General features: G+C 65.9%; 13 protein-coding genes. All 13 read left to right on the top strand.

Annotated elements, in window-relative coordinates; translation table 11 throughout:
* Positions 1-94 precede the first annotated feature (94 nt).
* The 13 genes from rpoC (at position 95) to rpsC (ending at position 13,623) form a co-directional block, all read left to right on the top strand.
* Positions 95-4,258, top strand: a complete 4,164-nt coding sequence (gene rpoC, locus JUB11_RS07885; protein ID WP_207457969.1) for a DNA-directed RNA polymerase subunit beta' — start codon at positions 95-97, stop codon at positions 4,256-4,258.
* Between the two features lie 380 nt (positions 4,259-4,638).
* On the top strand, positions 4,639-5,010 hold the full coding sequence (gene rpsL, locus JUB11_RS07880) for a 30S ribosomal protein S12 (RefSeq protein WP_207457968.1): 372 nt from the start codon (positions 4,639-4,641) through the stop codon (positions 5,008-5,010).
* 12 nt (positions 5,011-5,022) lie between these two features.
* Positions 5,023-5,493, top strand: a complete 471-nt coding sequence (gene rpsG / locus JUB11_RS07875; RefSeq protein ID WP_207457967.1) for a 30S ribosomal protein S7 — start codon at positions 5,023-5,025, stop codon at positions 5,491-5,493.
* Positions 5,494-5,520: 27 nt separating this feature from the next.
* Positions 5,521-7,602, top strand: a complete 2,082-nt coding sequence (gene fusA, locus JUB11_RS07870) for an elongation factor G (protein ID WP_207457966.1) — start codon at positions 5,521-5,523, stop codon at positions 7,600-7,602.
* Positions 7,603-7,642: 40 nt separating this feature from the next.
* Entirely contained in the window at positions 7,643-8,833 is a 1,191-nt protein-coding gene (gene tuf, locus JUB11_RS07865; RefSeq protein ID WP_207457965.1) for an elongation factor Tu, read from the top strand.
* 472 nt (positions 8,834-9,305) lie between these two features.
* A complete protein-coding gene (gene rpsJ, locus JUB11_RS07860; protein ID WP_207457964.1) occupies positions 9,306-9,614 on the top strand; it encodes a 30S ribosomal protein S10 in 309 nt (102 codons plus the stop codon).
* A 62-nt stretch (positions 9,615-9,676) separates the two neighbouring features.
* A complete protein-coding gene (gene rplC / locus JUB11_RS07855; protein WP_207457963.1) occupies positions 9,677-10,387 on the top strand; it encodes a 50S ribosomal protein L3 in 711 nt (236 codons plus the stop codon).
* Between the two features lie 5 nt (positions 10,388-10,392).
* A complete protein-coding gene (rplD, locus tag JUB11_RS07850) occupies positions 10,393-11,013 on the top strand; it encodes a 50S ribosomal protein L4 (protein WP_207457962.1) in 621 nt (206 codons plus the stop codon).
* Positions 11,010-11,327 carry a 50S ribosomal protein L23 gene (locus JUB11_RS07845; protein WP_207457961.1) on the top strand — a complete coding sequence of 106 codons (318 nt, stop codon included), beginning with the start codon at positions 11,010-11,012 and terminating at the stop codon, positions 11,325-11,327. Before rplD ends, JUB11_RS07845 begins: the two co-directional genes overlap by 4 nt.
* 16 nt (positions 11,328-11,343) lie before the next feature.
* The gene (rplB, locus tag JUB11_RS07840) at positions 11,344-12,171 is read left to right on the top strand and encodes a 50S ribosomal protein L2 (protein ID WP_207457960.1); all 828 of its coding nucleotides are present in this window, start codon (positions 11,344-11,346) and stop codon (positions 12,169-12,171) included.
* 12 nt (positions 12,172-12,183) lie between these two features.
* The gene (gene rpsS, locus JUB11_RS07835; RefSeq protein ID WP_207457959.1) at positions 12,184-12,462 is read left to right on the top strand and encodes a 30S ribosomal protein S19; all 279 of its coding nucleotides are present in this window, start codon (positions 12,184-12,186) and stop codon (positions 12,460-12,462) included.
* A 2-nt stretch (positions 12,463-12,464) separates the two neighbouring features.
* The gene (gene rplV / locus JUB11_RS07830) at positions 12,465-12,860 is read left to right on the top strand and encodes a 50S ribosomal protein L22 (protein ID WP_138063026.1); all 396 of its coding nucleotides are present in this window, start codon (positions 12,465-12,467) and stop codon (positions 12,858-12,860) included.
* A 1-nt stretch (position 12,861) separates the two neighbouring features.
* A complete protein-coding gene (rpsC, locus tag JUB11_RS07825; RefSeq protein WP_207457958.1) occupies positions 12,862-13,623 on the top strand; it encodes a 30S ribosomal protein S3 in 762 nt (253 codons plus the stop codon).
* Positions 13,624-13,630: the final 7 nt, after the last annotated feature.

The raw sequence follows: 13,630 nt of genomic DNA, 5'->3' as shown, positions 1-13,630 counted from the left end.
TAGACTTGACCTTGCCGAAAGAGGGCCTATGTAGCCCTCTTTCGGCGGGGGCTGCCCTTAACCGACAACGCGGCGCTGCCAGCGGGAGACGGTCATGAACGAGTTGATGAATATTTTCGGCCAGGTGCAGGGTCCCCAGAGCTTCGATCAGATCCGCATTCAGATCGCGAGCCCCGAGCGGATCCGCTCCTGGTCCTTCGGCGAGATCAAGAAGCCGGAGACCATCAACTATCGCACTTTCAAGCCGGAGCGCGACGGTCTGTTCTGCGCCCGGATCTTTGGTCCGATCAAGGATTACGAGTGCTTGTGCGGCAAGTACAAGCGCATGAAGTACCGCGGCATCATCTGCGAGAAGTGCGGCGTCGAGGTCACCCTGTCCAAGGTGCGCCGCGAGCGCATGGGCCACATCGAATTGGCCTCGCCCGTCGCGCACATCTGGTTCCTGAAGTCGCTGCCGAGCCGCATCGGCCTGCTGCTCGACATGACGCTCAAGGATCTCGAGCGCATCCTGTATTTCGAGAACTACGTCGTCATTGAGCCGGGCCTGACCCCGCTGAAGCTGCACCAGCTGCTCAGCGAGGAGGAGTTCGTCAACGCTCAGGACGAGTACGGCGAGGACGCCTTCACGGCCTCCATCGGCGCCGAGGCGCTGCGCATCATGCTGTCCGCGCTCGACCTCGAGGAGGAGAAGCGCACCTGCCGTGACGACCTGCGCGACACCTCGTCCGAGACCAAGCGCAAGAAGCTCGTCAAGCGCCTGAAGCTGATCGACGCCTTCCTCGGCTCGCAGTCGCGGCCCGAGTGGATGATCCTGGAAGTGATTCCGGTGATCCCGCCGGAGCTGCGCCCGCTCGTTCCCCTGGACGGCGGCCGCTTCGCGACCTCGGACCTGAATGACCTGTACCGCCGCGTCATCAACCGCAACAACCGTCTGAAGCGGCTGATCGAGCTGAAGGCGCCGGACATCATCGTGCGCAACGAGAAGCGCATGCTGCAGGAGGCCGTCGACGCCCTGTTCGACAACGGCCGCCGCGGCCGCGTCATCACCGGCGCCAACAAGCGTCCGCTGAAGTCGCTGTCCGACATGCTGAAGGGCAAGCAGGGCCGCTTCCGTCAGAACCTGCTCGGCAAGCGTGTCGACTACTCGGGCCGTTCGGTCATCGTCGTCGGTCCGGAGCTGAAGCTGCACCAGTGCGGCCTGCCGAAGAAGATGGCGCTGGAGCTGTTCAAGCCCTTCATCTACGCCAAACTGGAGCTGTACGGTCTCGCCTCGACCATCAAGGCGGCCAAGCGCATGGTGGAGAAGGAGCGTCCGGAGGTCTGGGACATCCTGGAGGAGGTCATCCGCGAGCATCCGGTCATGCTGAACCGGGCGCCCACGCTGCACCGCCTCGGCATCCAGGCCTTCGAGCCGACGCTGATCGAAGGCAAGGCGATCCAGCTGCACCCGCTGGTCTGCACCGCCTTCAACGCCGACTTCGACGGCGACCAGATGGCCGTGCACGTCCCGCTGTCGCTCGAAGCGCAGCTGGAAGCGCGCGTCCTGATGATGTCGACCAACAACATTCTGTCGCCCGCCAACGGCAAGCCGATCATCGTGCCGTCGCAGGACATCGTCCTGGGCATCTACTACATCACGATGGACCGCCCGTCCGAGAAGGGCGAGAACATGGTCTTTGCCGATGTGGGTGAGATCGAGCAGGCGCTGAACGCCGGCGTCGTCTCGCTCCAGGCGAAGATCAAGGCGCGCTACAAGGGCGTGGACGAGGAAGGCAAGCCGACCGTCTCAATCGTCGAGACGACGCCGGGCCGCATGCTCCTGTCCGAGATCCTGCCGCGCCACCCGAAGGTGCCGTTCTCGCTGATCAACCGCCTGCTGACCAAGAAGGACGTCGGAAACGTCATCGACGCCGTCTACCGCCATTGCGGTCAGAAGGAAACGGTGATTTTCGCCGACCGGCTGATGAAGCTCGGCTTCGGCCACGCCTGCCGCGCCGGCATCTCCTTCGGCAAGGACGACATGGTCATCCCGGCCGCCAAGGAGCAGCTGATCGCCGACGCCAAGGACCGGGTGAAGGAGTACGAGCAGCAGTACCTCGACGGCCTGATCACCCAGGGCGAGAAGTACAACAAGGTCGTGGACGTCTGGTCGGAATGCTCCGAAAAGGTCGCCACCGAGATGATGAAGGCCATCTCGACCACCGAGGCGGGCAAGCCCGTCAACTCGGTGTACATGATGGCCCACTCCGGCGCGCGCGGTTCCGCCGCACAGATCCGCCAGCTGGCGGGCATGCGCGGCCTCATGGCCAAGCCGTCGGGCGAGATCATCGAGACGCCGATCATCTCGAACTTCAAGGAAGGCCTGACCGTGCTGGAGTACTTCAACTCCACCCACGGTGCGCGTAAGGGCCTGGCCGACACGGCGCTGAAGACCGCGAACTCCGGTTACCTGACCCGCCGTCTGGTCGATGTGGCGCAGGACGCCATCATCGTCGAGCATGATTGCGGCACGACCAAGGGAATCACGGTCAAGGCGGTGATCGACGGCGGCGAGGTCATCTCCCCGCTCGGCGACCGCATCCTGGGCCGCACGGTCATCGGCGACGTGGTCGATCCGCTGAACGGCGAGATGATCATCGAGGACGGCGGCCTGATCGAGGAGCCGACGGTCGACCGCATCGAGCGTTCGGGCATCGACTCGGTCTACATCCGCTCGGTGCTGACCTGCGAGACCAAGGACGGCGTCTGCGCCAAGTGCTACGGCCGTGACCTGGCCCGCGGCACGCTGGTGAACACCGGCGAGGCCGTCGGCGTCATCGCGGCGCAGTCGATCGGCGAGCCCGGCACCCAGCTGACCATGCGCACCTTCCACATCGGCGGCGCGGCCCAGCGCGGCGCCGAGCAGAGCTCGGTGGAGGCGACCTTCGACGGCACGGTGCGGATCAACAACCGCAACGTGGTCATGAACTCGGCCAACATCCCGGTCGTGATGGGCCGCAACTGCGAAGTGGTTCTGCTGGACGAGCAGGGCCGCGAGCGTGCGAAGCATCGCGTCCCCTACGGCACGAAGCTGCTCGCGGACGACGGCACCACCGTCACCCGCGGCCAGCGTCTCGCCGAGTGGGACCCCTACACCCTGCCGATCATCACCGAGCGCGAGGGTACTGCCCACTACGTCGACCTCGTGGAAGGCACCTCCATGCGCGAGGTGATGGACGAGGCGACGGGCATCTCGTCCAAGGTGGTCGTGGACTGGCGGCAGCAGCCGCGCGGCGCCGACCTGAAGCCGCGCATCAGCCTGCGCGACGCGAAGGGCGACGCCGTGATGATGCCGAACGGCGTCGAGGCCCGCTACTTCCTGTCGGTGGACGCCATTCTCTCCATCGAGAACGGCGCCCATGTGAAGGCCGGTGACGTGATCGCCCGTATCCCCCGCGAGTCCTCCAAGACCCGCGACATCACGGGCGGTCTGCCGCGCGTGGCCGAGCTGTTCGAGGCGCGCCGTCCGAAGGACTTCGCGATCATCTCGGACATGGACGGCCGCGTGGAGTTCGGAAAGGACTACAAGACGAAGCGCCGTATCGTCGTTCGCAACGACGAGGGCGACGAGCGCGAGTATCTGATCCCGAAGGGCAAGCACATCTCCGTGCAGGAGGGTGACTATGTCCAGCGCGGCGACCTGCTGATGGACGGCAACCCCGTCCCGCACGACATCCTGGCCGTGATGGGCGTGGAGGCTCTGGCCAACTACCTCATCAACGAGATCCAGGACGTCTATCGGCTGCAGGGCGTGAAGATCAACGACAAGCACATCGAGGTGATCGTCCGCCAGATGCTGCAGAAGGTCGAGATCACGGACGCCGGCGAGACCACCTTCCTGGTGGGCGAGCAGGTGGACCGTCAGGAGTTCGACGAGGAGAACGACAAGACCGTCGCCGAGGGCCTCAAGCCCGCGTCGGGTCACCCGGTGCTCCAGGGCATCACCAAGGCGTCGCTCCAGACCCGCTCCTTCATCTCGGCCGCGTCGTTCCAGGAAACCACCCGCGTCCTCACGGAAGCGGCGGTGTCGGGCAAGACCGACAACCTGGAAGGCCTGAAGGAGAACGTCATCGTCGGCCGTCTCATCCCGGCCGGCACGGGCTCCGTGGTCAACCGCCTGAAGCAGATCGCCGCGGAGCGCGACCGCGCCGCGGAGCTGGAAGGCGGTCAGGACGGCGCTCCGGCGCTTCCGCACCAGGGCGAAAGCACCGCGGCATAAGCTTCGGCGCTTTGTAGAGCAGGGAAGGGGGCGCGCTCCGCGAGGGGCGCGCCCCTCTTCTTTTGAGCATGGGCGCTTGTCCCGGGCCCCCATCCGCCGGACAACCGGGAATCAGCGTTCCCACCCCGCTCCGCACGCATTTGCTTGCTTGACGGGGAGGGGGCGTCCCCATATAGTCCGCGCACTTCACGGGAGACCGCAGGCGGGGTGCACGCACGCCCGGGTTCGGCTCTTTTGAAACCAACGACATAGCCGGTACTGAAAGTCTTTTCAGACGGTGTTCGCTCATTGGGCCCGCTCGAAGCGGAAACGCTTCGTAGGCGGGCTTTTGTATCGTCCGGCTCTGCCGGCCGAGTGACCTGAAGGGATGAAGGCACAACATGCCGACGATCAACCAGTTGATCCGTAAGCCGCGCGAGCCCGTCGCCGCGCGCAACAAGGTTCCCGCGATGGAGGCCTGCCCGCAGAAGCGCGGCGTCTGCACTCGCGTGTACACCACGACTCCGAAGAAGCCGAACTCGGCGCTGCGTAAGGTCGCCCGCGTGCGCCTGACGAACGGCTACGAAGTCACGAGCTACATCCCTGGTGAGGGCCATAACCTCCAGGAGCACTCGGTGGTCATGATCCGCGGCGGTCGCGTTAAGGACTTGCCCGGCGTTCGCTACCACATCATTCGCGGCACGCTCGATACCCAGGGCGTGAAGGATCGTAAGCAGCGTCGTTCGAAGTACGGCGCGAAGCGGCCGAAGTAAGGAGTATACGCGATGTCCCGTCGTCGTCGCGCAGAGAAGCGTGAAGTTCTCCCGGACGCCAAGTATGGCGACCGCGTTCTGACCAAGTTCATGAACTGCCTTATGATGGACGGCAAGAAGTCGACCGCAGAAGGCATCGTCTATGGCGCGTTCGGCCGTATCGAGGCCCGCGCCAAGGCCGACCCGGTGCAGGTTTTCCACGACGCCCTGGCGAACGTGAAGCCGCACCTGGAGGTCCGTTCGCGCCGCGTCGGCGGTGCGACCTACCAGGTTCCGGTCGAGGTCCGTTCGGACCGCGCCCAGGCCCTGGCGATCCGCTGGCTGATCGGCGCCGCCCGCGCGCGCTCCGAGAACACCATGACGGAGCGCCTCTCCGGTGAGCTGCTCGACGCGGCGAACCAGCGCGGCACCGCGGTGAAGAAGCGCGAGGACACCCACCGGATGGCGGAGGCCAACAAGGCCTTCTCGCACTACCGCTGGTAAGGCGTCCCTAGCGCCAAGGCGATGGCCATGCCCCGCTCCCACTCCCTGGACCGTTACCGCAACATCGGCATCATGGCTCACATCGATGCCGGTAAGACCACGACTACCGAGCGGATCCTGTACTACACTGGAAAGTCGTACAGGATCGGCGAGGTGCACGAGGGCACCGCGGTCATGGACTGGATGGAGCAGGAGCAGGAGCGTGGCATCACCATCACGTCGGCCGCCACCACCTGCTTCTGGCGGGACCACCGCATCAACATCATCGACACCCCTGGGCACGTCGACTTCACGATCGAAGTCGAACGCAGCCTGAGGGTGCTCGACGGGGCGGTGGTGGTGTTCGATGGGGTTGCCGGCGTCGAGCCGCAATCCGAGGCCGTGTGGCGGCAGGCCGACCGTTACGGCGTGCCGCGCATGTGCTTCGTGAACAAGATGGACCGGACCGGCGCCGATTTCCTCGGCACGGTGGAGATGATGAAGGAGCGGCTGGGCATTGCGCCCCTGATCCTCCAGCTCCCCATCGGCGAGGAGATGAACTTCGCCGGTCTCGTCGATCTCGTTCACAACCGCGCGATTGTCTGGAAGGACGGCACACTCGGTGCCGAGTTCCAATACACCGACATTCCGGACGCGCTGAGGGACAGCGCAGCGCGTCACCGCCAGAACCTTATCGACACCGTCCTGGAATTGGACGACGCGGCGATGGAGGCCTATCTGGACTCCGGCGAGGATCCCTCGCCCGAAACGCTGACCGCCTGCATCCGCAGGGGCACCATCGGCCTGACGTTCGTGCCGGTGCTCTGCGGCTCCGCCTTCCGGAACAAGGGCGTCCAGCCGATGCTGGACGCGGTCGTGGATTATCTCCCGTCGCCGTCCGATGTCGGGCCGGTCAACGGCGCGACACTCGATGGCTCCGCCGACGAGCGGCGGCCCGACGACGCGGTGCCCTTCGCCGGGCTCGCCTTCAAGATCATGAACGACCCGAGCGTCGGGTCGCTGACCTTCGTCCGCGTCTATTCCGGCACGGTCACCTCCGGAACCGAGCTGCTCAACGCCGGCAAGGGCACGCGCGAGAGCGTCGGGCGCATGCTGCTGATGCACGCCAACAGCCGCGAGGAGATCGCCGAGGCGCACACGGGCGACATCGTCGCCTTCGCCTCGCTGGAGAGCACCACCACCGGAGACACGCTCTGCGCGCCGGACGCGCCCATCGTGCTGGAGCGCATGGAGTTCCCGGAGCCGGTGATCGAGGTGTCCGTCGAACCGCATTCCGCCGCCGACCAGGAGCGCATGGCGACCGCCCTGCAGCGCCTGGCCCAGGAGGACCCGTCCTTCCGCGTCGCGCTGAACGAGGAGAACGGGCAGACGGTCATCAAGGGAATGGGCGAACTGCACCTGGAGATCATCGTCGACCGGATGCGGCGCGAGTTCCGCGTCGAAGCCACCGTCGGCACGCCCCAGGTCGCCTACCGCGAGACCCTGGCCGCCCGCGCCGAGCACGAGCACAGCCAGCCGCGTCCCACAGCGGACGGACCGCAGTTCACCCGCGTGAAGCTCGCCTTCGAGCCTCTGGCGCGCGGGGAGGGGTTCCGGTTCGAGGACCGCTCCGCAGGCCTGCCGGCCGAGGCCGTGGCCGCCGTTGAGCGCGCCGTCAATTCGTCCCGCAACTCGGGGCCGCTCGCCGGCTTCCCGCTGCTGGACGCGAAGGTGACGCTGCTGGAGGGTGCCCAGGAGGGTGCCGCGGGCGACGCCGAATCCCTGCCATTCGCCTTCGAGGTCGCGGCGCGCGCCGCCTTCCGCGAAGGCGTGCCGAAAGCCGCGCCCGCGCTGTTGGAGCCGGTGATGACGGTCGAGGTGCTGACGCCCGAGGATTACGTGGGCGACATCATCGGCGACCTGAACGGCCGCCGTGGCCGGATCACCGGAATGGACCAGCGTGGCAACGCGCGGTCCATCACCGCCATGGTGCCGCTGGCCACCATGTTCGGCTATGTGAACGCCCTTCGCTCCATGAGCCAGGGGCGGGCGCAGTACGCGATGCAGTTCGACCATCACGAGCCGGTGCCGCAGGCCGTCGCGGACCAGATCCGCGCCAGGACGGCCTGATAGACCGCTGGAACCGAAGTAGAGACGGAGAGAGACCACCATGGCCAAGGCAAAGTTCGAGCGGAACAAGCCGCACTGCAACATCGGCACCATCGGTCACGTCGACCACGGCAAGACGTCGCTGACGGCGGCGATCACGAAGGTCCTGGCCGAGAAGGGCGGGGCGACCTTCACCGCCTACGACCAGATCGACAAGGCGCCGGAAGAGAAGGCGCGCGGCATCACGATCTCGACGGCGCACGTCGAGTACGAGACGGACAACCGTCACTACGCGCACGTGGACTGCCCGGGCCACGCCGACTACGTGAAGAACATGATCACGGGCGCGGCGCAGATGGACGGCGCGATCCTGGTGGTGTCGGCCGCCGACGGCCCGATGCCGCAGACCCGCGAGCACATCCTGCTGGCCCGCCAGGTCGGCGTTCCGGCGCTGGTCGTGTTCATGAACAAGGTCGACATGGTCGACGACGCCGAGCTGCTGGAGCTGGTCGAGCTGGAAGTGCGCGAGCTTCTGTCGAGCTACCAGTTCCCGGGCGACGACATTCCGATCGTGAAGGGCTCGGCGCTGTGCGCGCTGGAAGACCGTTCGCCGGAGATCGGCCGTGACGCGGTGCTCGAGCTGATGAACCAGGTCGACGCCTACATCCCGCAGCCGGAGCGTCCGAAGGACCGTCCGTTCCTGATGCCGATCGAGGACGTGTTCTCGATCTCGGGCCGCGGCACCGTGGTGACCGGCCGCGTCGAGCGTGGCATCGTGAAGGTGGGCGAGGAAGTCGAGATCGTAGGCCTGAAGGCGACGGTGAAGACGACCGTGACCGGCGTCGAGATGTTCCGCAAGCTGCTGGACTCCGGTGAGGCCGGCGACAACATCGGCGCGCTGCTGCGCGGCACGAAGCGCGAGGACGTCGAGCGCGGCCAGGTCCTGGCCAAGCCGGGTTCGATCACCCCGCACACGAAGTTCAAGGCCGAGGCCTACATCCTCACGAAGGAAGAGGGTGGCCGCCACACGCCGTTCTTCACGAACTACCGTCCGCAGTTCTACTTCCGCACGACCGACGTGACGGGCATGGTGGCGCTGCCGGAAGGCACGGAGATGGTGATGCCGGGCGACAACATCGCCATGGAAGTCACGCTGATCGCTCCGATCGCCATGGACGAGGGCCTGCGCTTCGCGATCCGCGAAGGTGGCCGCACCGTCGGCGCCGGCGTGGTTGCGTCCATCATCGCTTGATTTCGGCCCCGTTTTCCGGGATCGAAAGAAAATCGGGGTCGGCCATTGGCCGGCCCCTTTTTTCTGCCCCGGACGGACCCACATGATCGCCGTCGCCGGTGCACACCGCCTTTAGCGGAAAGCGGCACCGACGGGGATAAATGTGGGTTGACAGAGGCACGCCAAAGGCATACAGGTAGCGCCCTCTGGATATTGGGTTGGTAGTAGGCGAATCCGGCCTAGACGCAGCCCGATCACGAACGACGACGCGAGCTTCAACGCACCGCAAAGTCGACCGGAACACTCGGTCCGTGCACCGCGCGGAGGGGTGTTCTTTTTCGTATCGGACGTCCAAACGGATTCGCGCGCACCGGCGGCCCGATCTTCCGGCGCCCGTTTCGGCGGGACGGCTGGGAACAGCCGTGCGTGCAGGATTTAGGGGAACCGGTGGCGCCGTCGCGTCACCGCCACCAGGTGTAAGGGACGTTTGGACATGGACAACCAGAACATCCGGATCCGTCTGAAGGCGTTCGATCATCGCGTGCTCGACCAGTCGACCAGCGAGATCGTCAACACCGCCAAGCGGACCGGCGCTCGGGTGCGCGGGCCCATCCCGCTGCCCACGCTGATCGAGAAGTTTACGGTCAACCGCTCGCCGCACATCGACAAGAAGTCGCGCGAGCAGTTCGAGATCCGCACCCACAAGCGGCTTCTCGACATCGTCGACCCGACCCCGCAGACCGTGGACGCGCTGATGAAGCTCGACCTCGCCGCCGGTGTCGACGTCGAGATCAAGCTCTGATTTGTTTCGCGTAAGGGACCTCTCCCTTCACGAGGATGTCCCTTTTTAGGAGATAGAGAACAATGCGGTCCGGTTTGATCGCACAGAAAGTGGGCATGACCCGTCTCTTCACGGATGACGGGCAGCATGTTCCGGTGACTGTGCTGAAAGTCGACAACTGCCAGGTCGTCGCTGTTCGCACCGAGGAAAAGGACGGCTACAGCGCCGTTCAGCTCGGCGCCGGCGCCATCAAGGTCAAGAACGTCACGAAGCCGATGCGCGGCCACTTCGCCGCCGCACAGGTCGAGCCCAAGCGCAAGGTCGTGGAATTCCGCGTCGCCCCCGATGCGCTGATCGAAGTCGGTGCCGAGCTGTCGGCCGCCCATTTCGTTCCGGGCCAGTTCGTGGACGTGACCGGCACCTCCATCGGTAAGGGTTTTGCCGGTGCGATGAAGCGCTGGAACTTCGGCGGTCTTCGTGCAACGCACGGCGTGTCGGTGTCGCACCGCTCGCATGGTTCGACGGGTAACCGCCAGGACCCCGGCAAGGTCTTCAAGAACAAGAAGATGGCCGGTCACCTCGGCGACGAGCGCGTCACGGTCCAGAACCTCACCGTCGTCCAGGTCGACGAAGCCCGTGGCCTGATCATGGTCAAGGGTGCCGTCCCGGGCTCCGAGGGTGGCTGGGTCCGCGTGTCCGACGCGGTCAAGAAGAAGGCTCCGGAAGGTCTGCCCTTCCCGGCCGGCATCAAGTCGGCTCCGGCCGCCGAAGCCGCCGCCGAGCCGCAGGAGTGAGCGCGATGAAGGCGACGATCAAGAACTTCAACAACGAAGCCGTCGGTGAGATCGATCTCGCCGAAGAGGTCTTCGGTCTGCCCGCGCGCACCGACCTGCTGGCCCGGATGGTGAACTGGCAGCTGGCCAAGCGCCGCTCCGGCAACCACAAGACCAAGGGCATCAGCGACATCCAGGGTACGACGAAGAAGCCGTACCGTCAGAAGGGCACCGGCCGTGCCCGTCAGGGTTCGACCCGCTCGCCGCAGTTCCGCGGCGGTGCCACCATCTTCGGCCCGGTCGTCCGCTCGCACGAGCATGACCTGACCAAGAAGGTCCGCAAGCTGGCCCTGAAGACCGCCCTGTCGACCAAGCTCGCCGACGGCAAGCTGATCGTGGTCGATCTGGCGACGGCCGACAGCCACAAGACCAAGGAGCTGGCGGCTCGTTTCGCCACGCTCGGCCTGACCTCCGCGCTGATCATCGACGGCTCGAACCTGGACGAGAACTTCGCCCGGGCCTCGCGCAACATCCCGCTGATCGACGTGCTGCCGGAGCAGGGCGCCAACGTCTATGACATTCTCCGCCGCGACACGCTGGTCCTGACCCGCAACGCGGTTGAGCAACTGGAGGCTCGCCTGAAATGAGCAAGCAGTCGAAACCTGCGGTGAGCCGGGAGCGGATGTACGACCTGATCCTGGCTCCGGTGATCACCGAGAAGTCGACGATGGTCTCGGAGCACAACCAGGTCACCTTCCGCGTGCCCCTCTCGGCGTCCAAGCCGGAGATCAAGGCCGCGGTCGAGGGTCTGTTCAATGTGAAGGTGACCGCCGTGAACACGCTGATTGCCAAGGGCAAGGAAAAGCGTTTTCGTGGCACCATCGGCCGTCGCTCGGACGTCAAGAAGGCCGTCGTGACCCTCGCCGAGGGGAACAAGATCGACGTGACCACGGGTATCTGAGCGGGAGTGTGATCCGATGGCATTGAAGCAATACCGCCCGATTACTCCGTCGCTCCGCCAGCTGGTCATCGTCGACCGCTCGGAGCTTTGGAAGGGCAAGCCGGTCAAGACCCTCACCGAGGGCCTGACCAAGTCCGGTGGCCGCAACAACACCGGCCGCATCACCGCGCGCCGGATGGGTGGCGGTCACAAGCGCGTCTACCGCCTGGTGGACTTCAAGCGTCGCAAGTTCGACGTGCCGGCGACGGTGGAGCGGATCGAGTACGATCCGAACCGCACCGCCTTCATCGCGCTCATCCGGTATGAGGACGGCACGCTGTCCTACATCCTGGCCCCGCAGCGCCTGAAGGCCGGCGACACGGTGATCTCCGGCGACCGCGTCGACGTGAAGCCCGGCAACGCCATGCCGCTTCGCAGCATCCCGGTCGGCTCCGTCGTGCACAACGTCGAGCTGAAGCCCGGCAAGGGCGGCCAGATGGCCCGTTCGGCAGGCACCTACCTGCAGCTGGTCGGCCGCGACGGCGGCTACGCCCAGCTGAAGCTCCCCTCGGGCGAGCTTCGCGTGGTGCGCGGCGACTGCATGGCCACCCTGGGTGCCGTGTCGAACCCGGACCAGATGAACACCAATCTGGGCAAGGCCGGCCGCAACCGCTGGCTCGGCCAGCGCCCGTCGGTCCGTGGCGTCGCCATGAACCCGATCGACCACCCGCATGGTGGTGGTGAGGGTCGCACCTCGGGCGGCCGTCATCCGGTCACGCCGTGGGGCAAGCCGACCAAGGGCAAGAAGACGCGTAGCAACAAGAAGACGGACGGCATGATCCTGCGCCGCCGTCATTCGAAGTAAGGAGGTCGGACCGTGGCACGCTCCGTTTGGAAGGGCCCGTTCGTCGACGGCTTTATGCTGAAGAAGGCCGACAAGGCCCGGGCTTCCGGCCGCAACGAGATCATCAAGATCTGGTCGCGCCGTTCGACCATCCTGCCGCAGTTCGTGGGTCTCACGTTCGGCGTCTACAATGGCCATAAGTTCCTGCCGGTTCTGGTGACCGAGAACATGATCGGTCACAAGTTCGGTGAGTTCGCTCCGACCCGTACCTTCTACGGCCACGCGGCGGACAAGAAGGCGAAGAGGAAGTAAGTATGGGCAAGTCTGCAAACCCCAGCCGCATCGCCGAGAACGAGGCCCTGGCCTCGGCTCCGATGATCCGGACCAGCCCGCGCAAGCTCAACCTCGTCGCCCAGCTGATCCGCAACATGGACGCCAGCCGCGCCGTGGCCGAGCTGACCTTCTCCAAGCGCCGCATCGCGGTCGAGGTGAAGAAGGTTCTGCAGGCCGCGATCGCCAACGCGGAGAACAACCACCAGCTCGACGTCGACCGCCTGTACGTCTCCTCGGCGACGGTCGGCCGCGCGCTGGTGATGAAGCGCTTCCACGCCCGTGCCCGCGGCCGCGGCGCCCGGATCGAGAAGCCGTTCAGCAACCTGACGATCATCGTGCGTGAGCGCGAGGAAGCCGCCGCCGAAGGGGCCGAGTAAGATGGGTCAGAAAATCAATCCGATCGGGCTGCGCCTCGGCATCAATCGGACCTGGGACAGCCGCTGGTTCGCCAAGCGCGAATACGCGACGATGCTGCACCAGGACCTTAAGCTGCGCGGCTTTCTCCAGGGCCGCCTGCAGCAGGCCGGCGTGTCCCGCGTGGTCATCGAGCGTCCGGCCAAGAAGGCCCGCGTCACCATTCACTCGGCCCGTCCGGGCGTGGTGATCGGCAAGAAGGGCGCGGACATCGAGAAGCTGCGTCTCGAGCTGGGCAAGATGACCGGCGCAGACGTGAGCCTCAACATCGTCGAGATCCGCAAGCCGGAAATCGACGCGCGTCTGATCGCCGAGAACATCGCCAGCCAGCTGGAGCGCCGCGTGGCCTTCCGCCGCGCCATGAAGCGCGCCGTGCAGTCCGCGATGCGTCTGGGCGCCCAGGGCATCCGGATCAACTGCTCCGGCCGTCTCGGCGGCGCCGAGATCGCCCGCATGGAGTGGTACCGCGAGGGCCGCGTTCCCCTGCACACCCTTCGCGCCGACATCGACTATGGCGTCGCCACCGCGAAGACCACCTACGGCACCTGCGGCGTCAAGGTGTGGGTGTTCAAGGGCGAGGTGATGGCCCACGATCCGATGGCCCAGGACAAGCGCATGGGCTCCGAGGCAGTTGCGACCGACGGCGAGCCGCGCCGGGATCGCCGGGACCGCGATGACCGCGGTGACCGTCGTGACCGTCGCGACCGCGGCCCGCGCGGCGAGTGAGGTAACG

This window comes from Azospirillum sp. SYSU D00513 (assembly GCF_017356015.1).
In the GTDB taxonomy this organism is placed as follows: Bacteria; Pseudomonadota; Alphaproteobacteria; order Azospirillales; family Azospirillaceae; genus Azospirillum.
The sequence above is the reverse complement of the archived record's forward strand: the minus strand, read 5'-3'. Positions and strand labels throughout refer to the sequence as shown.